This is a genomic window from Enterobacter cloacae complex sp. P16RS2 (genome assembly GCF_014982155.1).
In the GTDB taxonomy this organism is placed as follows: Bacteria; Pseudomonadota; Gammaproteobacteria; order Enterobacterales; family Enterobacteriaceae; genus Enterobacter; species Enterobacter cloacae_M.
This window is the reverse complement of record NZ_JADCKW010000024.1, coordinates 14,893-37,493: the sequence shown is the minus strand read 5'-3', so window position 1 is coordinate 37,493 and position 22,601 is coordinate 14,893. Positions and strand designations below refer to the sequence as shown.

Here is a 22,601-nt window from a genome sequence, read left to right as displayed (position 1 = left end):
GTTTAGACGATTTTTATTAATAAAATGTTGAGGGTTTATTTAGGTTAATTCATTTCTAATGGAGGATTAAATAATCAACGAAGGAGAGGGTAATGGCGTGGTTTGATAATCTGCTGAATCATTTTGCGCTGTATCCGGCACATCTTTTCGCGCTGTTATTTGTGATGGCGCTGAGTAAATCGACGGTGCTGATCTCCTCCGTGCTGCCGCCCGCCTCGGTGATGCTGCTGGCGGGCATTACCGTTAGCCAGACGAGCATGCATCCTGCACTGGCGTGGCTGGCCATAGTTTTGGGGGCAACGGCGGGTTCGGTGCTGAATTACCATATCGGCCAGTTGATGGGGCACACCCGGCTGGTCACGCGTTTCACCTCAAAGCATGCCGATAAGTTCTTGCGGGTACAGCATCAGTTGCAAAAGAACGGTGTCATCGTGCTGTTTACGTCGCGTTTTCTGGCGGTGTTGCGCTACATCGTGCCGCTGGCGGCGGGCATGCTCAGGCTGAATGCAGTCAAGGTCTACGCCGTCAGCCTGCTTTCCGCCTGCGCATGGGCGGCGCTGTATGTCGGCATCATCACCGGCATCAGCGCCTTTTGAGTTACAAACTCCCCATTCCGCCGTCCACCAGCAGCTCCGTTCCCACCGTGTAGCTCGACTCGTCGGACGCCAGATAGAGCGCGGCTTTTGCCAGCTCCGTCGTCGAGCCCATTCTGCCGAGCGGCACCAGCTTGATGATCTCCGCCATCATCGCGTTAAGCGCCTCCTCGCTTAAGCCCGTTTTGGTAAACGCCGGGGTTTCCACCGGACCGGGGCTCAGGCCGTTGACGCGGATCCCGCGCGGCAGCAGCTCCGCCGACAGCGTGCGCGCCAGCGACAGCAGGGCAGCCTTGCTCGCGGCATACACGCTGCTGGTGGGCAGGCCGATGCGCGCGCTCACGGAGCCGCAGAGGATCACCGACGACGGGTTATTCAGCAGCGGCAGCAGCGCCTGAATTAAAAAGAACGGCCCCTTCAGGTTGATGCCCATCAGGCGGTCCCACGCATCCTCCTGCCAGGCTTCCAGCGGCGCGTGCGTTACGTCGCCGGCGTTGAGAAACACCGCGTCCAGGCGTGGCCAGCGGGCGGCGAGGGTTTCCGCCAGCGCTTTTTGTGAGGCGATATCTCCCGCATCGGTCGGGATCACCCAGGCCTTATCGCCAAGAATACGTTCTGCTTCGGCGAGGGTGTCCGGGTTGCGTCCGGTCACGGCGACGCGCGCGCCTTCGGCGATAAACGCCTGCGCGGTGGCAAGACCGATGCCGCTGGTGCCGCCGGTAATCAGCGTATATTTATCTGTTAAACGACCCATGTTCTTCTCCTGAAATGTCTCTGGAGAAAGCACTATAGAAACGTTAGTATCGAAAGGAAACTAGGTACCAAATGGATACTAAAAAGGCAAGAGGTGTGCTATGGCAGAAATGCTGCAGGTGTGCTGTGAAAAAAAATCTGAGGCGTATACCTGCCCGATGACGCAGTTTGTTAACCTGATTTCCGGTAAATGGGCGATCCCCATTCTCTACCGCCTGATTGTCTTTAACACGCCCGTACGCTTTGGCGATCTGCTGCGTGCCGCTGCCCCCATCACGCAGAAAGAGCTGACAAAGCAGCTGCGCCTGTTTGAACAGCGCGGGCTGGTGACGCGGACGGTCTACCCGGAGATCCCCCCGCGCGTGGAGTATCAGATCACCGAGCTGGGGCTAACCCTGCAGGACGCACTCTCCCCGCTGGCCGCCTGGATGAGCGAGTACGGCGACCAGCTTGAGCGTTAGGCTACTGTTTTGCGTAGCGCGGTGCCGGAATGCCGGTGCGCGCGCTGTTGAACAGCTCAAGACGCGCCGCTTCGTAGCGATCCCACAGGCCGGCATCATGCATCGGCGGGATGGTGATCGGTTCACCCTGATCCAGACCCGCCAGCGATGCATCCACCATATCGTCGGTGGTCATCACCGATCCTTCCGGCAAATCGTTCACCGTGACGCCCGAATGGCTCCAGATTTCCGTCGCCGTGGCGGCGGGCAGCACAGCCTGAATGCGCACGCTGCTGTCGGCAAATTCTTCCTGTAACCCACGGGTAAAGCTCAGAACCCACGCCTTGGTGGCGCTGTAGAGCGCGCTACCGGCACGGACGTGCAGCGCTAACACCGAGGCGATATTGATCAGCGTGCCGCGATTGTTCTGCGCCAGGCGCGGCAGGATGGCGTAGGTCAGACGCATCAGCGCCGTGGTGTTCAGGGTGTTAATGGCCTGATGCTGCGCCACATCGCCTGCGAGGAACGGCGCCATCTGGGCGGTGCCCGCGTTGTTAATGAGCGTATCAATGGCGGTATTGCTGCGCAGCTCCTCTTCCACGGCGCGGATCCCCTGTTCATCGGTAAGATCGGCCACCAGAATATCGACGGCCACGCCGTAGCGCGCGCGAAGGTCGGCGGCAAGGGTCTTCAGGCGATCTTCGCGACGGGCGACCAGTACCAGGTTAGCGCCGCGCGCGGCAAGGCGATCGGCATAAACGGCACCAATTCCGGAAGAGGCGCCCGTAATCAGGGCGGTGGTGATTTGCGTAGTCATCGTGTGTTACCTCAGGACAAAGTGGGTTATTTGGTTTCAAGATGAAACTGAATAAACTCTCTGCTATTTGGTTTTATAATGCAACCATATTTGCGAGCATTTTGTGCTTTTGCCGTCGGGAACTATCAGGAGGGGAGTTTCGCCACGATCTCTTCAGGCGTCAGTTCGCGGCCATCATCGGCGATAAGCGCCAGTTTACGCAGGGGTTTGCGCTGTTCGGTATCGACCAGCACGGTGCCGCATTCGTTATCCGCAAACAAAAATTCATTGCCCCACTGGGAGAGGGCAACCAGCACCGTTTGCAGGGCGCGACCTTTCTCGGTCAGGACGTATTCCTGCCAGGCGCTGCCGTCGGACGCGGGCTGAAGCCGGAGGATGCCTTCGTCGACCAGCAGTTTTAGCCGCGTGGTCAGCATGTTTTTGGCGATACCAAGGCTTTTCTGGAACTCGCCGAAGCGTTTAATCCCGCGCAGCGCGTCGCGCACGATCAGCAGCGACCACCAGTCGCCGATGATATCCAGCGAACGGGCGACGGGGCAGGTGCTTTCTTCGAGGCGGGTACGTTTCACGGTCAATTCTCCGGTGGGGTGTGGTTTTATTATAAAACTTATTGGTGCATACAGTAAGCACGTTAATCATCAGTTTGAGAAATGCTTCCCGGAAAATTGTCACCAATCTGTCACACTGAAGGCGACATTTTAAAACGATTGAGGAATTAGGGATGAGAAAAGCACTACTCACGCTGGCAGTCGCCGGTTCCATTTCAGCAACGTTTGGCGTGCAGGCGCAAGAGACGCCGGAAGGGTATCAGCTGGAGCAAGTTTTAATCATGAGTCGTCACAACCTGCGCGCGCCGCTCGCCAATAACGGCAGCGTGCTGGAGCAGTCCACGCCGAAGCAGTGGCCGGAGTGGGAGGTGCCGGGCGGTCAGCTCACCACCAAGGGCGGCGTGCTGGAAGTCTATATGGGCCATTACATGCGCGAGTGGCTGGCGCAGCAGGGGATGGTGAAGACGGGAGAATGCCCGGCGGCGGATAGCGTTTATGCTTACGCCAACAGCCTGCAGCGTACCGTCGCCACCGCGCAGTTCTTCATCACCGGCGCGTTCCCGGGCTGCGACGTTCCCGTGCATCATCAGGAAAAAATGGGCACCATGGATCCGACCTTTAATCCGGTGATTACCGATAACTCGCCTGAATTCCGCGAAAAAGCGCTCAAGGCGATGGAGTCCGAGCGGCAGAAAATGCAGCTTACCGAAAGCTATAAGCTGCTGGAGCAGATGACGAACTACGCCGAGTCTCCGTCCTGCAAAGAGAAAAAGGTCTGCTCGCTGGCGGACGCGAAAGATACCTTTAGCGCCGACTATGAAAAAGAGCCTGGCGTATCCGGGCCGCTGAAGGTGGGCAACTCGCTGGTGGATGCGTTCACGCTGCAGTATTACGAAGGCTTCCCGGCCGACCAGGTGGCCTGGGGCGAAATCAAAACCGACCAGCAGTGGCGCGTGCTGTCTAAGCTGAAGAACGGCTATCAGGACTCGCTGTTTACCTCCACCGAGGTGGCGCAAAACGTGGCGAAGCCGCTGGTGAAGTACATTGATAAAACCCTGGTCACCGAGCAGGCGAAAGCGCCTAAGATCACCCTGCTGGTGGGGCATGATTCGAACATTGCTTCCCTGCTCACCGCCCTGGATTTCAAACCCTATCAGCTGCACGACCAGCAGGAGCGCACCCCGATTGGCGGCAAGATTGTCTTCCAGCGCTGGCATGACAAAAACGCCAATCAGGAGCTGATGAAAATTGAGTATGTCTACCAGAGTTCAGAGCAGCTGCGTAACGCCAGCGTGCTGTCGCTGAAGTCCCCCGCGCAGCGCGTGACGCTGGAGCTGAAAGGCTGCCCGGTGGATGCGAACGGCTTCTGTCCTGTCGATAAATTCAATGCTGTGATGAATAACGCGGCGAAGTAAAGGAGAACCCCCCGCTGCGGCGGGGGGAAACGCTTAGACGTTTTTACGTTCGATGGTTTGCTCGCCCCAGAAGAGCGAGTCTTTATCCGTTTTTTCGAAGGCGCGCACCAGCACCTCATCGTTACCTTCCTCCCAAATCTGCTCGGCCAGCTTTTCATCGTACTTCGCGACTTCAAAGATAGCTTCGGCAATCTCCGGAGAGGTGTTGCGTAAACTTGCCCATTCGCCCACGTGGTGAGCTTTGGATTCTTGAGTTGGCATGCTTGTCCTCCTGTTGGGTGTTAGCCGTTCAGTTTTTTGGCCAGACCCGCGACGTATTCACCCTGATAGCGGGCGATAGACAGTTCTTCATTGCTTGGCTGACGTGAGCCATCCCCACCGGCAATGGTGGTTGCGCCGTACGGCGTACCGCCACGCACCTGGGAAATGTCAAACAGCTCCTGGGCGCCGTAGCCAATCGGCACAATCACCATCCCGTGATGAGCAAGGGTAGTCCAGGTTGAGGTAATCGTCTGCTCCTGACCGCCGCCGGTGCCGGTTGAGCTGAATACGCTGGCGAGTTTCCCGTAGAGCGCGCCGGATGCCCAAAGTCCGCCGGTTTGATCGAGGAAGGTGCGCATCTGGCCTGACATATTGCCGAAGCGGGTCGGTGTGCCGAAGATAATGGCATCATAGTCCGCCAGCTCCTGCGGGGTGGCGACCGGGGCGTTTTGCGTTTTCCCCCCGGCTTTCAGGAAGGCTTCCGCCTGCATGGTTTCCGGTACGCGTTTCACCACAACCTCAACGCCATCAACCCTGTTCGCACCTTCTGCTACCGCGTGAGCCATGGTTTCAATGTGTCCATACATGGAATAATAGAGCACCAGAACTTTTGCCATTTTGCATCACTCCTCGTTTGTTTTTTCTGACAGCGGATCGCTGCGCTCATTTAAAGATATGTCATCACGGCCAGACTGCAAAAATGAACGCCATTTCTTTGATTTATAACAATATGGTTACAAAAATGCTTTGTAGCAAAATGAAACAACTTTTTGGCGGCGGATTTTTGAAATGATAAGAAAGGCTTATGAATCGCCGTCGCGTCATCTCACCCGAAAGGCTGAGTTCATGTTGCAGAATATTACCTGCAACTTGCCGGATAGCGGCATTCCACTAAGCTTAGTTTCACGCGGCACAGATAAAGGCACTGTCCTTGTGTTGCGAGGTGAAAGAATCCTCTTTTACTGAATGCAATATGATGTCTAATGTTTCACATTCTGGAGGTTAGAGATGGCAAACCATCGTGGTGGTTCAGGTAATTTCGCAGAAGACCGTGAAAGAGCATCAGAAGCAGGCCGTAAAGGTGGCCAGCATAGCGGGGGCAACTTCAAGAATGACCCGCAACGCGCATCTGAAGCTGGCAAGAAAGGGGGTAAAAACAGCCACGGCAGCAGTAAGTAACACGCCGGGTTGAACCCCTGCCGCCGGGATCTCCCGGCGGTTTTTTTATTTCTGCAACATTGAACTGTAACCAAAGGCAACGCACACTAGGGAATTGATCTTAACCGCGAGTGCCGCATGTCTGTCTCACGCTTCAAATTCTCCGTTAAACCGCAGGAAGCCATCCTCATTCTCATCACCATGTTCTGGGGCGGGACGTTTCTGGCCGTTCAGTACGCGGTAACCCTCAGCGAGCCGTTCTTTTTTGTTGGCCTGCGCTTTGCGACGGCGGCGCTTGCCGTGGGGCTAATTTCGCTTAAAACGCTGCGGGGACTGACGCTGAAAGAACTTAAGGCCGGCGTGGCGATTGGGGTGGCGATAGCGATGGGCTACAGCCTGCAGACGTGGGGATTGCAGACCATCTCCAGCAGTAAATCCGCGTTTATCACCGCCATGTATGTGCCGCTGGTGCCGCTACTGCAGTGGCTGTGCCTGGGGCGGCTGCCGGGGCTGATGTCCTGTATTGGCATCGTGCTGGCGTTTATCGGCCTGATCTTACTGGCCGGGCCGGAAAACAACCTGCTTGCGCTGGGGCCGGGCGAAATCATCACCCTGATTGGGGCGATTGCCATTGCGGCGGAAATTATTCTGATTAGCGCTTGGGCGGGCAAGGTCGACGTCAAACGGGTGACGGTGGTGCAGCTCGCCACGGCGTCGCTGGTGGCGTTTGCGACGATGGTTCCGGCAGGGGAGTCCGTGCCGCCGATGTCCACCGGCCTGGTGGTGGTCGCACTGGGGCTGGGTATCTTCAGCGCCATTATTCAGGTCACCATGAACTGGGCGCAGCGAAGCGTATCGCCAACCCGCGCGACGGTGATTTATACCGGTGAACCGGTCTGGGCGGGGATTTTCGGACGCATTGCTGGTGAGCGTTTGCCGCTTCTGGCGCTGGTGGGCGCGGCATTTATTGTCGCCGGGGTGCTGGTAAGTGAGTTAAAGCTCAAACGGAAGAAAAACGCGCTGCCAGAAAATGACAGCGCGGCGTTAAATCAGGAATCCTGATGCACCACGGCGCCCTGCGGCGCAGTGGCCATCCGGCGGCTCAGCAGGGCGTTAAGCAGGATCGCGCCGAAGGTCGCCGTGCCAATCCCACCAATCGTAAAGCCGCCCAGCGTCAGGGCAAAATCACCCGCGCCCAGCACCAGCGTGACCGCCACCATAATCAGGTTGCCGTTCTGGCTGAGATCGACCCGATGCTGCACCCAGATGCGCGCGCCGGCTACGGCGATCAGCCCAAACACCACAATCGATGCCCCGCCGATGACCGGGGACGGAATGGTGTGGATCAGCGCGCCGAACTTCGGTGAGAAGCCGAGCAGCATCGCCATCACCGCCGCCGCCACGAAGACCAGCGTCGAGTAGACTTTGGTCACTGCCATCACGCCGATGTTTTCAGCATAGGTGGTGACGCCGCTGCCGCCTACGGAGCCGGAGAGCATGGTCGCCAGACCGTCACCGACGAACGCGCGGCCCATGTACGGATCCATGCTGCGCCCGGTCATCCCCGCCACGGCCTTCAGGTGGCCCAGGTTTTCCGCCACCAGGATCACCGCCACCGGTGCGATAAGCATCATCGCCTGGGTGTTAAAGGAGGGCGAGGTCACCTTCGGCAGGCCGAACCAGGCTGCCTGGTGGAGCAGCGTAAAGTCAACCGGCTTGCCCAGACCGAAAACGTTGGCCAGCAGGGCGTAGACCAGACAGGCGACAATCAGCCCAACCAGGATCAGCAGGCGCTGGATCATGCCCCGCGTGAACACCGCCACCAGGCCGATGCACAGCACGGTGATCACCGCCATCCAGCTTTCAAACGGCGAGGCGGAGACGCTCCTGACCGCAATCGGCGCGAGGTTGAGGCCTATCGCCATCACCACGGCGCCCGTCACGACCGGGGGCATCATTCGCTCTATCCAGCGCGTGCCGATTTTCATCACCACCAGACCAATCAGGGTGTACACCAGACCGCAGGCGATGATGCCGCCGAGGGCCACGCTCAGGTTGGGGTTGATCCCCTGGCCGTTAAACCCGGTGGTGGCGATGACCACCCCGACAAAGGCGGCGCTGGAGCCGAGATAGCTGGGCACTCGCCCGCCGGTGACGAAAAAGAACAGCAGGGTACCGATACCCGACATCAGAATAGACAGGTTGGGATCGAGTCCCATCAGCATCGGCATCAGCACCGTGGCGCCAAACATGGCGACCGCGTGCTGGACGCCCATCACCATTGTCTGCCCGAGCGGCAGGCGTTCATCCGGCGCGACCACGCCTGCGTCTGTGGAGGTCGATTTCAACTGCCAGTGGGGAAATCCGAACATGGTCTGTCTCCTTAAGGCGGGTTAACAGGCGGGTCGCATAAGCGCGTGATAGCCGCGGTCAAACCACACCAGCCCTTGCGGAGCGGGGTGGCGAATAATCGAAATAATGTCGCAAAACAGAATGTCGTGGGTGCCGACGCTCACCACCTGGCTGATGCGGCAGTCAAACGAGGCCAGCGCATCTTCCAGGCGCGGACAGCCCGTGTCGCCCGTCTGCCAGCGGGCGGCGGCAAAGCGTTCCGCCATCGGCGTTTTCCCGCCAAACAGGTTAGATAAAGGCTCCTGTCCGGCGCTCAGGGTATTCACGCAAAGGGTGCGGTTTTCGCTAAAGGTTGGCCAGACGGACGCGCCGCGGTTCAGGCACACCAGCAGGGTGGGCGGTGAATCCGTTACGCTGCACACCGCGCTGGCGGTGAAGCCTGCCATCCCCGCCGGGCCGTCGGTGGTGATGATGTTGACCGCCGCGCCAACGCAGGCCATGGCGTCGCGAAAGGTTTGTTTATCCGGTGTCGTCATCATCGCTCCTTACGCCAGCCCGCAGGCATCGTCGAAGTCCAGGCGCGGCAGGCGCCCGTAAAGTTTGCGGGTATCGCCGTAGCCAATGTTGATCAGCAGATTGCTTTTAAGCGTCGTGCCGGTGAAAAAGGCTTCGTCTACCTTTTGGCGGTCAAAGCCCGACATCGGGCCGGTGTCCAGCCCCAGGGCGCGACAGGCGAAAATCAGGTAGGCGGCCTGCATTGAACTGTTGCGAAAGGCGGTCTCTTCCGCATGCGCGGGGCTGGTGGTAAACCAGCTCTTTGCATCGCCGTGCGGGAACAGCTCGGGCAGGCGCTCGTAGAATTCACCGTCCCAGGCGACAATCGCCGTGACCGGGGCGGTGAGCGTTTTCTCGAGGTTGCCGCTGGAGAGCGCCGGGCGCAGCTTCTCTTTTCCCTCCGCGCTTCGCACAAACACAATTCGCGCCGGGGAGCAGTTGGCGGACGTTGGCCCCCATTTCATCAGGTTGTAGATTTCGCGCAGCGTTTCGTCGCTGACGGCAATATTCTGCCAGCCGTTATGGGTGCGGGCGCCGGTGAACAGCGTTTCCAGCGCGGCGGGGGTAATGGCTTCGCTCATTAAAGCTCCTTATAAAGCGGGTTCCGGGCTGTGCAGCAGGCTGGCAAGCCCGTTCAGCAGCAGGGTGTTGAAGGTATCCGGCTCGGTGACGTTGCAGGCATGCCCGCCCTGGCGCATCACCACGCTCTGGCTGTGCGGGATCGCCGCCTGTAGTTCAGACGAACAAACAGCGGGCACCAGCATGTCGTCGGCGGAACAGATGATCTGGACCGGACAGCGAATGCGCGCCGCATGGCGGCTGAAGTCGGCCTTTTTCAGGGCGCTAAGCCTGTGCAGCAGGTTGGTTTTGCCCTGGAAATGGGCCAGCGCCAGCGCTTCTTCGGCCTCCATTCGGGGCGCGCGGGCGGCCATCCAGTCCGCCGGGTAGAGAAACAGCGGCTGCGCCTCGACCCACGCCTGTGCGCCGCCGTAATGCAGCAGGCGCTCGCGGATCTGAAAGCAGCGCCGGGTGTGGGCGTTGAGGGTCAACCAGCCGTTGACGCACACCAGCGCGGTGAGGGCGTCGGGCCTGTCGAGGGCCAGCTGCAGGCCGACCAGCGCCCCCAGCGCGTGACCCACGACGCTGTAGCGGACAATCCCGGCATCCGCCAGCGCCCGGGCCAGCTCGTCCGCCATCTGCGCAAGGCTGTAGCCTTCCGGCAGGGTGGCGGGGTTATTGCCCGTTCCGCGCTGGTCATAGCACACCACCTGATATTCCGGCTCCAGCGCGGCCAGCTGGGGCAACCAGTAGCTGCCGCTGCCGCCGAGACCGGAAATAAAGACCACCACGGGCGCGCCCTCGTACGGGGGCGGCGAGACGGAAAGTTTCATACCTGCCTCACTTCGCGATGTGCGCAACGGTGGCGATTTCAACCAGCGCCTCTGGCTTCACCAGCCCGCACTGAATGCAGAACCGCGCCGGTTTATCGCCGGGGAAGAACTCGGCGTAGATCTCGTTAATCGCGGCGTAGTTTTTCCAGTCGGTGATAAAGATGCTGTTGAAGGTCACATCCTCCATCGTGCCACCCGCCGTTTCGATCACGGTTTTGATCGTCTCCAGCACGTGGCGGGTTTGCGCCTTTGGGTCGTTGATAAACAACACGTTGTTGTCTTTATCAAACGGCAGCGTGCCGGAGACATACACCACGCCGTCGGCGAGTGTGCCGGGGACAAACGGGGCAATCGGCGTGCTGGTACCCGGCGGAATAATCACGGATTTTGGCATCAGGCGTCTCCTCAGGCGATACGGGCGAGCGGGGGAGTCAGGGCATCGCAGAAATCTGCAACGTTACTGACCCAGCCAAAAAAGGTTTCGATATTGAACAGGGCCGCTTTCTGGGCGAACTCCGGCCCGGCCTGATGGGTCGCGTCTTCCAGCACCACGCCAAAATACTCGAGGAAAAAGCCGTCGCGCAGAGTCGACTCCACGCAGACGTTGGTGGCGATCCCGGTGAACACCAGATGGCGAATGCCCCGGCTGCGCAGCAGGCTATCGAGCGGCGTGTTGAAAAAGCCGCTGTAGCGCGGTTTGGGCAGGACAATATCGCCCGCCTGCGGTACCAGCTCATCCACCAGCTGATAGTCCCAGCCGCCTTTCGCCAGCAGCTTGCCCTGCAGTTCGGGCCGTTTACGCATGGTTTTCAGGGCGTTCGACTTGTGGAAGTTGGGCGAGCCGGGGCCGCCGGCCTCGACGTACTGGTCATCCCAGCCGTTCTGGAACCAGATGATGAGCATGCCCGCGGCGCGCGCGGCGGCGACGGCGGTTTTAATGTTCTCAATCACCGGCCGGGTGGCGGAGACGTCGAACCCCGCCAGATCCAGATAACCGCCCTGGCTGGCGTAGGCGTTTTGCATGTCCACCACGATCAGCGCGCTCTGCTGTGGCGCGAAGGTGATGGCTTCCGGGCGTGCGTTAAGGGTCGTCATTACGCCACCTCCTTCGTGACGGCAGGGATGTGGGCGCGGCACTGCATCAGCGGCTGGATGCGCTCGCCGAAGGTCTCCACGCCAATGAGGAAATCGTCGAAGGTCAGCAGAACGCCTTCCGCACCGGGCACGGCCGCCACTTCGTCAAGCATTCTGGCGACGCTGGCGTACGAGCCGACCAGGGTGCCCATATTGATATTGACGGCGGAGGTCGGGTCGGCCATCTGGCGAACGTTAGTATCTGCCCCGGAGCGGGTATCCTTCTGGCTCTGCTCGGTCAGCCAGCTCAGGGCCTCCTCGTCGGCGCCGTCCTTATAGCGCTCCCATTTCGCGCGCGCGGCGTCGTCGGTTTCGTCGGCAATGACCATAAACAGCACGTAGGAGCCCACGTCGCGCCCGGTTTTGTCAGCGGCCTCTTTCATGCGCGCGGCGGTCGGGGCGAAGGCGGCAGGCGTGTTCACCCCTTTACCGAAGCAGAAGTTGAAGTCGGCGTATTTGGCGGAAAAGTCCATCCCCGCGTCGCTCTGTCCGGCGCAAATCACCTTCATCGGCACCGACGGCTGCGGGCTGACGCGGCAGTCGTTCATGGTGAAGAAATCGCCCTTGAAATCGCTTTTGCCGGTCCCCCACAGGTCGCGCAGCACCTGCACGTATTCGGTCAGGTAGTCGTAGCGACGCGAGAAGTAGTCGTCACCCGGCCAGAGCCCCATCTGCTCGTACTCGGGTTTTTGCCAGCCGGTGACCAGGTTGACGCCAAAGCGTCCGCCGGAGATGGAGTCGATGGTGGAGGCCATGCGCGCCACGATCGCCGGGGGCAGGGTGAGGGTGGCGGCGGTGGCGTAGATCTGGATCCGCGAGGTGACCGCGGCCAGCCCGGCCATCAGGGTGAAGGACTCCAGGTTGTGATCCCAGAATTCGGTTTTGCCGCCGAAGCCGCGCAGCTTGATCATCGAAAGCGCAAAGTCGAAATGGTAGTGCTCCGCTTTTTGCACGATGGCTTTATTGAGCTCAAAGGTCGGCATGTATTGCGGTGCAGTGGTCGAGATAAGCCAGCCGTTGTTGCCGATGGGTACAAATACGCCAATTTTCATCACGAACCTCTCTTCATTACGTCGCAGGTGTAACGGTGTTTTTGCAAAGGCAGTGCCAGTTTTGAAAATGACAGTGTTATTAATGTGTTAACCAGAAGTTGGTGGATTGATGCGGTTAAATGTGGACTAACTGGTCAAAAACATTGCACAGAAAACAGGCATTCATGCGCGATCGGAGTGCAGGATGTCGTGGCGAGACGGGGGTTTTGCTATGCTGAGGGCAACGCAGAATAAGGAGAGCGGGAATGACACAAGGCGCAGTGAAAACACCAGGTAAACGTTCGCAGGCGGTGAGCGCCAAGAAGCAGGCGATCCTCAGCGCGGCGCTGGAGACTTTTTCGCAGTTTGGTATTCACGGCACGCGCCTGGAGCAGGTGGCGGAGCAGTCCGGCGTATCCAAAACCAATCTGCTTTACTACTACCCGTCGAAAGAGGCGCTCTATGTGGCGGTGATGCAGCAGATCCTCGATATCTGGCTGGCGCCCCTCAAAGCGTTCCGCGCAGAGCTGGCCCCGCTGGTGGCGATCAAAGAGTATATTCGCCTGAAGCTGGAGGTGTCGCGCGATTACCCGCAGGCGTCGCGACTGTTTTGTCTTGAGATGCTGCAGGGCGCGCCGCTGCTGCAGGCGGAATTAACCGGAGATTTAAAACAGCTGGTGGACGATAAGTCGGCCATTATTGCCGGATGGGTCGCCAGCGGAAAGCTGGCCCCGGTCGACCCGCATCATCTGATCTTTATGATTTGGGCCTCCACCCAGCATTACGCTGACTTTGCGGCCCAGGTTGAGGCGGTGACCGGTAAAACGCTCCAGGACGAGGCGTTTTTCCACAGCACTCTGGAAAACGTGCAGCGGATGATTATCGAAGGGATCCGCCTGCGCTAGTTCCCCGGCGGGAGAGGGCAGCTTAAGTCGCCCTCTTCACACTGCATCAGCGAGGCCAGAAACGCTTCTCGCTCCACGGTTTTTTCCGCCAGGCACTGGTTAACAATCATTGGCTGGACGCTCCCGCCTTCCGTCCCCGAACCGATAAACGCGCAGTCCGCATCGCGCAGGGTAATCCACGCCTGCTGCGCTTTTTTCAGCAGGTCTCGCTGGGGCGCTGCCGCACGCTTAACGGCGGCCTGATAGGTCTGGTTGAGCTTTTTATCGGCAGCCTGGTACTGCTGCGCGCTACAGGTATTCAATTCAAGCTGGGTGGTCGCTTTGTCGCACTCGTCGGCCAGCGCGCTGGCGCTCAGCAGCAGTACTGCACTGGCGATAAGATATCGTTTCATATACTCCCCAATAAAATAAGGCTCCGTCTCCGGAGCCTTATTAGCACAGCGTTAGCCTATTGTCATCAGGCTGGCGTTACCGCCTGCCGCCGCCGTGTTGACGCTGAGCGAGCGCTCCACGTACAGACGCTCCAGCAGGAGGTTGGTTTCCCCGCGCGCAAAGCCCTGCACGGAAACGATGGCACCGCTGCGGGCCGCCACCTGCTCGCAGAGTTCACGCAGCTGATCGGAATCACCGTGGTAGATCACCGCATCAAACGGCTGGGTTAGCAGGTTATCGGCTTTCGCGAAGCGAATGCGGGCCGAGACCGCCTTCGGCAGCTGTTTGGCGAGATCGCGATGCAGGGCATCTTCCGGCCACAGTACTTCACACCCGGTTGCCATGGCGGCGGCCAGCTGCACCAGCGCGTCCTGCTCGTTATCGGCCACGCACAGCACGCGCTCGCGCGGCATCAGCGTCCAGGTGTTGCGCTCGCCGGTTGGACCCGGCAGCAGACGCTGCGTGCCCGCCTGCGCCAGTTCGCCGTACTGCTTCGCGACGGCACGCAGTTCAGGACGTTTTTCCGCCCAGGCGATCAGCGCCTCCAGCGGCTGGGTCAGTACGGTTTTCAGCTGCGCATCCACCGGATAGTCCGCATCCTGGCGTGCCAGGGTGACGCCCAGGGCGTTCTCCGGACGGTTCGCCAGCAGACGGTACAGGTAGAGCGGACCGCCCGCTTTCGGACCGGTGCCGGAAAGGCCTTCGCCGCCGAACGGCTGCACGCCCACGACCGCGCCGACCATGTTGCGGTTGACGTACAGGTTGCCTACTTTGGCGCTGCCGGTGACCTGCGCGATAGTCTCGTCGATACGGGTATGCACGCCGAGCGTCAGGCCATAGCCGGAGGCGTTGATCTGCTCAACCAGCTCGTTCAGGTTGTTACGGTTGTAGCGCACCACGTGCAGCACCGGGCCGAAGACCTCTTTTTTCAGCTCGTCGAAGCTTGCCAGCTCAATCAGCGTTGGCGGCACAAAGGTGCCGGTCCGCCATTCGCGGGCATCTTCGCTGTTCTCGCGCACCGCCTGGAACACCGGACGACCTTTAGCGCGCATGGTCTGAATGTGGTTTTCGATGTTGGCTTTGGCTTCCGCGTCGATCACCGGCCCGATGTCGGTGGTGAGACGGCCCGGGTTGCCCATGCGGCATTCGGCCATCGCGCCGCGCAGCATCTTCAGCGTGTGGTCCGCCACGTCGTCCTGCAGGCACAGCACGCGCAGGGCGGAGCAGCGCTGGCCGGCGCTGTCGAACGCGGAGGCCAGCACGTCGACCACCACCTGCTCGGTAAGGGCAGAGGAGTCAACGATCATCGCGTTCATCCCGCCGGTTTCCGCGATGAGCGGCGTAGGGCGACCCTGGGCATCGAGACGGGTGGCAATATTGCGCTGCAGCAGCGACGCCACTTCGGTTGAACCGGTAAACATCACGCCGCGCACGCGGTTGTCGGAGGTCAGTTTGGCACCGACCGTTTCACCGCGGCCCGGCAGCAGCTGAACCACGCCCGCCGGCACGCCGGCTTCCAGAAGAATGTTGATGCCCTGCGCGGCAATCAGCGGGGTCTGCTCTGCTGGTTTTGCCAGAACGCTGTTGCCTGCGGCCAGCGCGGCGGCAATCTGGCCGGTGAAGATCGCCAGCGGGAAGTTCCACGGGCTGATACAGACTACCGGGCCGAGCGGACGGTGAGTTTCGTTATCGAAATCATCGCGCACCTGACCGGCGTAGTAGTGCAGGAAGTCGACGGCCTCGCGCACTTCGGCAATCGCGTTGCTGAAGGTTTTACCCGCCTCGCGCACCAGAATGCCGATGAGCGACTGCATCTGATCTTCCATCAGCACCGCCGCACGCTCCAGAATCGCGGCGCGCTCCTGCGGCGGCGTGGCGAACCAGATAGGGGCGTTGTTCACCGCGCTGTCCAGCGCCTGATCCACTTCCGCTTCGGTCGCTTCACGCGCGTAGCCGACGATATCTTTTGGCTCGGCCGGGTTGATCACCGGCTGCATGTCGCCGTCTGCAACGGGCTGCTCCAGCATCGGTTTGGCCTGCCACTTCTGCAGCGCGCTGTTGAGCAGGGCAGAGGAGAGCGACGCCAGACGGTGTTCGTTGGCGAGATCCAGACCCGCCGAGTTGACGCGGCCTTTGCCGTACAGCTCGCGCGGCAGGGCAATCTTCGGATGCGGCAGGCCAACCTGGCCTTCCTGCGCCGCCATCTTCTCAACGGCCTGCACCGGATCGGCCACCAGCTCGTCCAGCGGCAGGGTGGTGTCGGCGATACGGTTAACGAAGGAGGTGTTCGCGCCGTTTTCCAGCAGACGACGCACGAGGTACGCCAGCAGGGTTTCGTGCGTTCCCACCGGAGCATAGATTCGGCATGGGCGGTTCAGCTTGCCGTCCGCCACTTTACCGGTGACCTGCTCGTACAGCGGTTCACCCATGCCGTGCAGGCACTGGAACTCGTACTGGCCCGGATAGTAGTTTTGCCCGGCCAGGCTGTAGATCGCCGCCAGGGTGTGGGCGTTGTGGGTAGCGAACTGCGGATAGATCAGGTTCGGCACGCCGAGCAGCTTTTTCGCACAGGCGAGGTAAGAGACGTCGGTGTAAACCTTGCGGGTATAGACCGGATAGCCTTCCAGCCCTTCCATCTGGGCGCGTTTGATTTCGCTGTCCCAGTAGGCGCCTTTCACCAGACGGATCATCAGGCGACGACGGCTGCGGCTTGCCAGGTCAATCAGGTAATCAATGACGAACGGGCAGCGCTTCTGGTAGGCCTGGATAACGAAGCCGATGCCGTTCCAGCCTGCCAGCTCCGGCTCGAAGCACAGTTTTTCCAGCAGATCGAGGGAGATCTCCAGACGGTCGGCCTCTTCGGCGTCGATGTTGATCCCGATATCATACTGGCGCGCCAGCAGGGTCAGGGATTTCAGGCGCGGGTAGAGTTCTTCCATCACCCGGTCGTACTGCGCGCGGCTGTAGCGCGGGTGCAGGGCAGAGAGCTTGATAGAGATGCCCGGGCCTTCATAAATACCGCGACCGTTGGACGCTTTACCGATGGCGTGGATCGCCTGCTGGTAAGAGACCATGTAGGCCTGCGCGTCGGCGGCGGTCAGGGCCGCTTCGCCCAGCATGTCGTACGAGTAGCGGAAACCTTTATCTTCCAGCTTGCGGGCGTTCGCCAGCGCTTCGGCAATAGTTTCCCCGGTGACAAACTGCTCGCCCATCAGGCGCATCGCCATGTCCACGCCTTTGCGGATCAGCGGCTCGCCGCTCTTGCCGATGATGCGGTTCAGAGAGCGGGAGAGGTTGGCTTCGTTATGGGTGGAGACCAGTTTGCCGGTAAACAGCAGGCCCCAGGTGGCGGCGTTGACGAACAGCGACGGGCTACGGCCAATATGGGAATGCCAGTTGCCGTTGCTGATCTTGTCGCGGATCAGCGCGTCGCGGGTGGCTTTATCCGGAATACGCAGCAGCGCTTCCGCCAGACACATCAGCGCCACGCCTTCCTGAGAGGAGAGGGAAAACTCCTGCAGCAGACCCTGAACCATCCCGGCGCGGCCGGTGGCGGTTTTCTGGTTACGCAGCTTGTCGGCTAACTGATACGCCAGGCTGTGCGCCTGTGCGGCAATGGCTTCCGGCAGGCGGGCCTGCTCCAGCAGCATCGGCACGGCGTCGGTTTCGGCACGGCGCCAGGCGCCGGTAATGGCGGCACGGCTGACGGACTGCGGCAGGATCTGCTCGGCAAATTCAAGGAACGGCTGATGGTTCTCGTCGCCAGCGGCTGGGGCTTCTTCGCTTTCATTCGCCGCGCCGGCCAGCAGGGCAGGCAGCTCCGGCAGGCCCTCATCGCTCTCGAGTCTTTCGAGATAGTTAAAAATCGCCTGCTTAATTAACCAGTGCGGCGTGCGGTCAATGCGGGTTGCTGCGGTCTTAATCCGTTCGCGGGTTGCGTCATCCAGCTTAACCCCCATGGTGGTCATACCCATGCCAAAGCTCCTGTTGTTCTGTAATAGCGTTCTGTAGATAGCGTGAAATATCCCCTATGTTGCAACTTTGTGCAACCGTGTTAAATGTGACCTGGTTTGCAACCCGGAAAATGAATGGATTGTTAACGAATGGTTAGCTGGGAAAACGTGCTGGCTTTTGTGCGGGAAGCCTGGTTTTATGCGGTAGTTAACACTTTTCAAAGGTGCAACCCGTAAAAGCGTGAGCGAGTGCAACCTATAGAAAACTCGTATCAAACCGGGGATGAAATTGATGTAAATGCAGTGTTAAATCGTTTGTCAGCGGAAGGCGCATACGGCAGGATAGCGCGCCCAACCGAAACACAAGATACATCCACCTCGTTCCGGTGATCATATAACAAGGCAGCCCGGATGGTTGTCGCTCGACATTTTGGAGAATTTGAATGGCTATTAGCACACCGATGCTGGTGACATTTCTCGTTTATATTTTTGGCATGATCCTGATAGGGTTTTTGGCGTGGCGTTCTACAAAGAACTTTGACGACTACATTCTGGGCGGACGCAGTTTAGGCCCAATGGTGACCGCACTCTCTGCGGGCGCCTCCGACATGAGCGGCTGGCTGCTGATGGGGCTGCCCGGCGCGATTTTTATCTCCGGTATCTCTGAAAGCTGGATCGCCATCGGCCTGACCGTTGGCGCGTGGATCAACTGGAAGCTGGTGGCAGGCCGTCTGCGCGTGCATACCGAGGCCAACAACAACGCCCTGACGCTGCCGGATTACTTCACCGGACGTTTTGAAGATAACAGCCGCATCCTGCGCATTATCTCTGCGGTAGTTATCCTGCTGTTCTTCACCATCTACTGTGCCTCCGGCATCGTGGCCGGCGCGCGTCTGTTCGAAAGCACCTTCGGCATGAGCTACGAAACCGCCCTTTGGGCCGGTGCTGCGGCGACCATCCTCTATACCTTCGTGGGCGGATTCCTGGCGGTAAGCTGGACCGACACCGTGCAGGCGAGCCTGATGATCTTCGCCCTGATCCTGACTCCGGTGATTGTGATTTTCACCGTTGGCGGCTTTGGCGAATCGCTGGAAGTGATCAAGCAGAAGAGCATCGAAAACGTCGACATGCTGAAAGGGCTGAACTTCGTGGCCATCGTCTCCCTGATGGGCTGGGGCCTGGGCTACTTCGGTCAGCCGCATATCCTGGCGCGCTTTATGGCGGCGGATTCCCACCACACCATCGTTCATGCCCGTCGCATCAGCATGACGTGGATGATCCTGTGTCTGGCGGGGGCGTGTGCGGTCGGCTTCTTCGGCATCGCGTACTTCAACAACAACCCGGCGCAGGCGGGCGCGGTCAACCAGAACGCCGAGCGCGTGTTCATCGAGCTGGCGCAAATTCTGTTTAACCCGTGGATTGCCGGTATTCTGCTCTCCGCAATCCTGGCGGCGGTGATGTCTACCCTGAGCTGTCAGCTGCTGGTCTGCTCCAGTGCGATCACCGAAGACCTTTACAAAGCCTTCCTGCGTAAAAACGCGAGCCAGCAAGAGCTGGTGTGGGTAGGGCGCTTTATGGTGCTGCTGGTGGCGCTGATTGCCATTGCGCTGGCGGCCAACCCGGAAAACCGCGTGCTGGGCCTCGTGAGCTACGCGTGGGCGGGCTTCGGTGCGGCGTTTGGTCCGGTAGTGCTGTTCTCCGTCATGTGGTCACGTATGACCCGTAACGGCGCGCTGGCGGGGATGATCATCGGTGCGGTGACCGTTATCGTCTGGAAACAGTTCGCGTGGCTGGGCCTGTACGAAATCATTCCGGGTTTCATCTTCGGCAGCATCGGCATCGTGGTGTTCAGCCTGCTGGGTAAAGCCCCGTCTGCCTCCATGCAGAAACGCTTTGCTGAAGCTGACGCGCATTACCATACTGCGCCGCCGTCTAAGCTCCAGGCTGAATAATTATTCTCGCTGCACAACGCAGGCCGGGTGAGCGCAAGCGCACCCGGCTTTTTTCTTGCCAAAATCCGTAATTTCCTGTGATATCCATGTGCTTATAACAATGAGGATAGCGAAGCATGACAATCAAAACAGGGGTAATGGCAGCGGCATTATTGATGCTCGCTGGCTGCACGGCGCCATCGCAGCAGGCGGCGGTGGAGACCTGCAAAGCGGATAACCAGATGCAGCAAACCACGCTCTATTTCGGCTTAAATCGTCCTGCCGGGGCGCAGATCACCAGCAACGAGTGGCAGCAGTTTGTTGACCAGGACGTGACGCCGCGTTTCCGCGATGGCTTAACGGTGTTTGACGCGCGCGGGCAGTGGCTGGGGAACGACGGGAAAGTGGCGCGCGAACCCAGCAAAGCATTAATGCTGATCCACGGTAAAGATGCGCAGAGCGATAAGAACATCGAAGCGTTGCGCGGGATTTATAAATCACGCTTCGCGCAGGAGTCGGTGATGCGCGTCGACCAGCCGGTGTGCGTGCAGTTCTAATAAAAACGGCGGGAAATCCCGCCGTTGCTGTATCGTAGGCCCGTGCAAGCGAAGCGCCGCCGGGCAAAAACACTTACAACACCAACCCCGCAAAGCTCGCCGACAGCAGGCTCACCAGCGTCGCGCCGTACACCAGACGCAGACCAAACCGCGACACCACGTTCCCCTGCTGCTCGTTCAGGCCCTTAATCGCCCCCGCCACAATGCCGATGGACGCGAAGTTCGCGAAGGACACCAGGAAGACGGATAAGATGCCCAGCCCGCGAGGAGACATCTGATGCGCGATTTTTTGCAGCTCAATCATCGCCACAAATTCATTCGCCACCAGCTTGGTCGCCATAATACTGCCCGCGTTCAGGGCGTCACTCAGCGGAATACCAATAAGCCATGCCAGCGGATAAAACACATAGCCCAAAATCTGCTGGAAGCTCATGCCAAATACGCTGGAGAAGAGGGCGTTAACGGCGCTAATAAGGGCGATAAAGCCAATCAGCATGGCCAGAATAATCATCGCCACCTTAAAACCGGCCAGAATATACTCGCCGAGCATTTCGAAGAAGCTCTGCGATTCATGCAGTTTTTCCAGCTTGATATCCGGCTCCGCTTCCGGGCGCGCCGGGTTGATGACGGAGAGAATAATAAAGGTGCTGAACATGTTCAGAATCAGCGCCGCGACGACAAATTTGGCGTCGAGCATGGTCATATAGGCGCCGACTATCGACAGGGAGACCGTCGACATGGCCGTGGCCGCCATGGTGAAGAGACGACGAGAGGATAGATCGCCCAGCACGCCTTTGTAGGCAATGAAGTTTTCCGACTGGCCGAGGATCAGCGAGCTCACCGCGTTAAAGGATTCCAGCTTGCCCATACCGTTCAGTTTTGACAGCAGCGTGCCGATTACCCGAATAAAAATCGGCAGGATCCGCCAGTGCTGAAGAATACCAATCAGCGCGGAAATAAAAATAATTGGGCAAAGCACGCCGAGGAAAATGAACGCCAGCCCTTTTTCCCCCATTCCGCCAAAGACGAAATTGGTCCCTTCACCGGCAAATTTAAGCAGTGACTCAAAAAATCCCGAGACGTATTTAATCAGGAATAACCCGCTTTCGGCGTGCAGGAAAAAGAACGCCAGGGCAATCTCAATGACAATAAGCTGTAAAACATAACGAATGCGAATTTTTCGGCGGTCGAAACTCACCAGCCAGGCGAGCGCAAGAATAATCACCAGCGCCAGCAGGAAATGGACAATCTTAAACATGGTTTATTTTCAGTTGGTTTTTGAGAAGGATATTTAGCCACAGCGCTGGTTAACCGTAAATGGGCAATTTTATTATAACTTATAAACTTAACGGTAACGTCGGCAACTATTAACAGGCTTTGCGTTTACAACTCGTCATCAAAACACCACACATTTCGCTTGTGTTTCTTTTCGCCGTAATGATAATCACTATCACAAGAATTTACCTTTCTTTGCATCAGTTGACCGCGATAAACATTTAAGGTGTCGGCATGTTTGTTCCATTTCTCATTATGTTACGTGAAGGGCTCGAAGCTGCCCTCATCGTGAGCCTCATCGCCAGTTATCTGAAGCGAACTCAGCGCGGACGCTGGATTGGCGTCATGTGGGTCGGGGTATTCCTTGCCGCGGCGCTCTGTCTGGGCCTCGGTATCCTCATCAACGAAACCACCGGGGAGTTCCCGCAGAAAGAGCAGGAGCTGTTTGAGGGGATCGTCGCCGTAATTGCGGTGGTGATCCTTACCTGGATGGTGTTCTGGATGCGTAAAGTCTCGCGCAACGTGAAGGTGCAGCTGGAGCAGGCGGTGGATAACGCGCTGCAAAAGGGCAATAACCACGGCTGGGCGCTCATTATGATGGTCTTTTTCGCCGTCGCGCGTGAAGGCCTGGAGTCTGTTTTCTTCCTGCTGGCGGCGTTTCAGCAGGATGTGGGGATCTGGCCGCCGCTGGGTGCCATGCTTGGCCTCGCCACGGCCGTGGTGCTCGGTTTCCTGCTCTACTGGGGCGGTATCCGCCTGAACCTGGGCGCCTTCTTCAAGTGGACCAGCCTGTTTATTCTGCTGGTGGCGGCAGGGCTGGCGGCAGGGGCGATTCGCGCCTTCCATGAAGCGGGCCTGTGGAACCACTTCCAGGACGTGGCGTTCGATCTCAGCAACGTTCTCTCCACCCATTCTCTGACCGGCACCCTGCTCGAAGGTATCTTCGGCTATCAGGAAACGCCGAGCGTCAGCGAAGTGGCGATGTACTTTATCTATCTGGTTCCGGCGCTGGTGCTGTTCGCAATGCCGCCGCGTACCGGCACGCAGGCGTCGCGCGTTGCGCCGTAATCTTTGATTTAGTTACAACATACTTATAAAGG

The 22,601-nt window shown here is 59.0% G+C and carries 24 protein-coding genes; 9 read left to right on the top strand and 15 right to left on the bottom strand.

Annotated elements, in window-relative coordinates; genetic code table 11:
* Positions 1-92: 92 nt before the first annotated feature.
* Complete coding sequence (locus tag INF68_RS16115) at positions 93-596, top strand: DedA family protein (protein ID WP_023311070.1); 504 nt, start codon at positions 93-95, stop codon at positions 594-596.
* Between the two features lies 1 nt (position 597).
* Here INF68_RS16115 and INF68_RS16110 read toward each other — a convergent pair whose 3' ends face one another.
* A complete protein-coding gene (locus INF68_RS16110; protein WP_063930851.1) occupies positions 598-1,347 on the bottom strand; it encodes an SDR family oxidoreductase in 750 nt (249 codons plus the stop codon).
* A gap of 100 nt (positions 1,348-1,447) precedes the next feature.
* Here INF68_RS16110 and INF68_RS16105 point away from each other — a divergent pair, with 100 nt between their 5' ends.
* Entirely contained in the window at positions 1,448-1,807 is a 360-nt protein-coding gene (locus tag INF68_RS16105; protein WP_126787232.1) for a helix-turn-helix domain-containing protein, read from the top strand.
* Position 1,808: 1 nt separating this feature from the next.
* Here INF68_RS16105 and INF68_RS16100 read toward each other — a convergent pair whose 3' ends face one another.
* Both INF68_RS16100 and INF68_RS16095 read right to left on the bottom strand, forming a co-directional pair.
* The gene (locus tag INF68_RS16100; RefSeq protein WP_023311073.1) at positions 1,809-2,603 is read right to left on the bottom strand and encodes an SDR family oxidoreductase; all 795 of its coding nucleotides are present in this window, start codon (positions 2,601-2,603) and stop codon (positions 1,809-1,811) included.
* A 125-nt stretch (positions 2,604-2,728) separates the two neighbouring features.
* Positions 2,729-3,172, bottom strand: a complete 444-nt coding sequence (locus INF68_RS16095; RefSeq protein WP_023311074.1) for a helix-turn-helix domain-containing protein — start codon at positions 3,170-3,172, stop codon at positions 2,729-2,731.
* A 152-nt stretch (positions 3,173-3,324) separates the two neighbouring features.
* On the opposite strand from INF68_RS16095, the gene agp reads away from it, so the two are divergent.
* On the top strand, positions 3,325-4,566 hold the full coding sequence (agp, locus tag INF68_RS16090) for a bifunctional glucose-1-phosphatase/inositol phosphatase (RefSeq protein ID WP_126787231.1): 1,242 nt from the start codon (positions 3,325-3,327) through the stop codon (positions 4,564-4,566).
* Between the two features lie 33 nt (positions 4,567-4,599).
* Here agp and INF68_RS16085 read toward each other — a convergent pair whose 3' ends face one another.
* Together INF68_RS16085 and wrbA are read right to left on the bottom strand one after the other, a co-directional pair.
* The gene (locus INF68_RS16085) at positions 4,600-4,827 is read right to left on the bottom strand and encodes a YccJ family protein (protein ID WP_008499832.1); all 228 of its coding nucleotides are present in this window, start codon (positions 4,825-4,827) and stop codon (positions 4,600-4,602) included.
* Positions 4,828-4,847: 20 nt separating this feature from the next.
* Positions 4,848-5,444 carry an NAD(P)H:quinone oxidoreductase gene (gene wrbA, locus INF68_RS16080; RefSeq protein ID WP_023311076.1) on the bottom strand — a complete coding sequence of 199 codons (597 nt, stop codon included), beginning with the start codon at positions 5,442-5,444 and terminating at the stop codon, positions 4,848-4,850.
* Between the two features lie 391 nt (positions 5,445-5,835).
* On the opposite strand from wrbA, the gene INF68_RS16075 reads away from it, so the two are divergent.
* Positions 5,836-6,006: a general stress protein gene (locus INF68_RS16075; RefSeq protein ID WP_023311077.1), complete on the top strand. Its 171-nt coding sequence runs from the start codon at positions 5,836-5,838 to the stop codon at positions 6,004-6,006.
* 117 nt (positions 6,007-6,123) lie between these two features.
* Positions 6,124-7,047, top strand: a complete 924-nt coding sequence (locus INF68_RS16070) for a DMT family transporter (RefSeq protein ID WP_126787230.1) — start codon at positions 6,124-6,126, stop codon at positions 7,045-7,047.
* Here the strand turns inward: INF68_RS16070 and rutG are convergent.
* Genes rutG through rutA form a run of 7 tightly spaced genes read right to left on the bottom strand, consistent with a single transcriptional unit; the run spans position 7,035 to position 12,469 of the window.
* Entirely contained in the window at positions 7,035-8,357 is a 1,323-nt protein-coding gene (gene rutG / locus INF68_RS16065; protein WP_109844505.1) for a pyrimidine utilization transport protein G, read from the bottom strand. The genes INF68_RS16070 and rutG overlap by 13 nt on opposite strands.
* A gap of 21 nt (positions 8,358-8,378) precedes the next feature.
* A complete protein-coding gene (rutF, locus tag INF68_RS16060) occupies positions 8,379-8,873 on the bottom strand; it encodes an NADH-dependent FMN reductase RutF (protein WP_023311082.1) in 495 nt (164 codons plus the stop codon).
* Between the two features lie 9 nt (positions 8,874-8,882).
* On the bottom strand, positions 8,883-9,473 hold the full coding sequence (locus INF68_RS16055) for a malonic semialdehyde reductase (protein ID WP_109844504.1): 591 nt from the start codon (positions 9,471-9,473) through the stop codon (positions 8,883-8,885).
* Between the two features lie 9 nt (positions 9,474-9,482).
* Entirely contained in the window at positions 9,483-10,283 is an 801-nt protein-coding gene (gene rutD, locus INF68_RS16050; RefSeq protein WP_126787228.1) for a pyrimidine utilization protein D, read from the bottom strand.
* A gap of 7 nt (positions 10,284-10,290) precedes the next feature.
* Complete coding sequence (gene rutC, locus INF68_RS16045; protein ID WP_126787227.1) at positions 10,291-10,677, bottom strand: pyrimidine utilization protein C; 387 nt, start codon at positions 10,675-10,677, stop codon at positions 10,291-10,293.
* Positions 10,678-10,688: 11 nt separating this feature from the next.
* A complete protein-coding gene (gene rutB / locus INF68_RS16040) occupies positions 10,689-11,378 on the bottom strand; it encodes a pyrimidine utilization protein B (protein WP_109844502.1) in 690 nt (229 codons plus the stop codon).
* Entirely contained in the window at positions 11,378-12,469 is a 1,092-nt protein-coding gene (gene rutA, locus INF68_RS16035) for a pyrimidine utilization protein A (protein ID WP_126787226.1), read from the bottom strand. The genes rutB and rutA overlap by 1 nt, the downstream gene beginning before the upstream one ends.
* 245 nt (positions 12,470-12,714) lie before the next feature.
* On the opposite strand from rutA, the gene rutR reads away from it, so the two are divergent.
* Entirely contained in the window at positions 12,715-13,353 is a 639-nt protein-coding gene (gene rutR, locus INF68_RS16030; protein WP_023311087.1) for an HTH-type transcriptional regulator RutR, read from the top strand.
* Here rutR and INF68_RS16025 read toward each other — a convergent pair.
* Positions 13,350-13,745: a lysozyme inhibitor LprI family protein gene (locus INF68_RS16025; protein WP_047742242.1), complete on the bottom strand. Its 396-nt coding sequence runs from the start codon at positions 13,743-13,745 to the stop codon at positions 13,350-13,352. The genes rutR and INF68_RS16025 overlap by 4 nt on opposite strands.
* Positions 13,746-13,796: 51 nt before the next feature.
* Entirely contained in the window at positions 13,797-17,759 is a 3,963-nt protein-coding gene (gene putA, locus INF68_RS16020; protein WP_109844500.1) for a trifunctional transcriptional regulator/proline dehydrogenase/L-glutamate gamma-semialdehyde dehydrogenase, read from the bottom strand.
* A gap of 422 nt (positions 17,760-18,181) precedes the next feature.
* Here putA and putP point away from each other — a divergent pair, with 422 nt between their 5' ends.
* On the top strand, positions 18,182-19,690 hold the full coding sequence (putP, locus tag INF68_RS16015; RefSeq protein WP_126787225.1) for a sodium/proline symporter PutP: 1,509 nt from the start codon (positions 18,182-18,184) through the stop codon (positions 19,688-19,690).
* Positions 19,691-19,806: 116 nt separating this feature from the next.
* Entirely contained in the window at positions 19,807-20,226 is a 420-nt protein-coding gene (locus tag INF68_RS16010; protein ID WP_126787224.1) for a DUF3574 domain-containing protein, read from the top strand.
* Between the two features lie 73 nt (positions 20,227-20,299).
* Here INF68_RS16010 and INF68_RS16005 read toward each other — a convergent pair whose 3' ends face one another.
* Entirely contained in the window at positions 20,300-21,484 is a 1,185-nt protein-coding gene (locus INF68_RS16005; RefSeq protein ID WP_045354577.1) for a NupC/NupG family nucleoside CNT transporter, read from the bottom strand.
* Positions 21,485-21,735: 251 nt separating this feature from the next.
* On the opposite strand from INF68_RS16005, the gene efeU reads away from it, so the two are divergent.
* On the top strand, positions 21,736-22,569 hold the full coding sequence (gene efeU, locus INF68_RS16000; RefSeq protein WP_023311093.1) for an iron uptake transporter permease EfeU: 834 nt from the start codon (positions 21,736-21,738) through the stop codon (positions 22,567-22,569).
* Positions 22,570-22,601 lie beyond the last annotated feature (32 nt).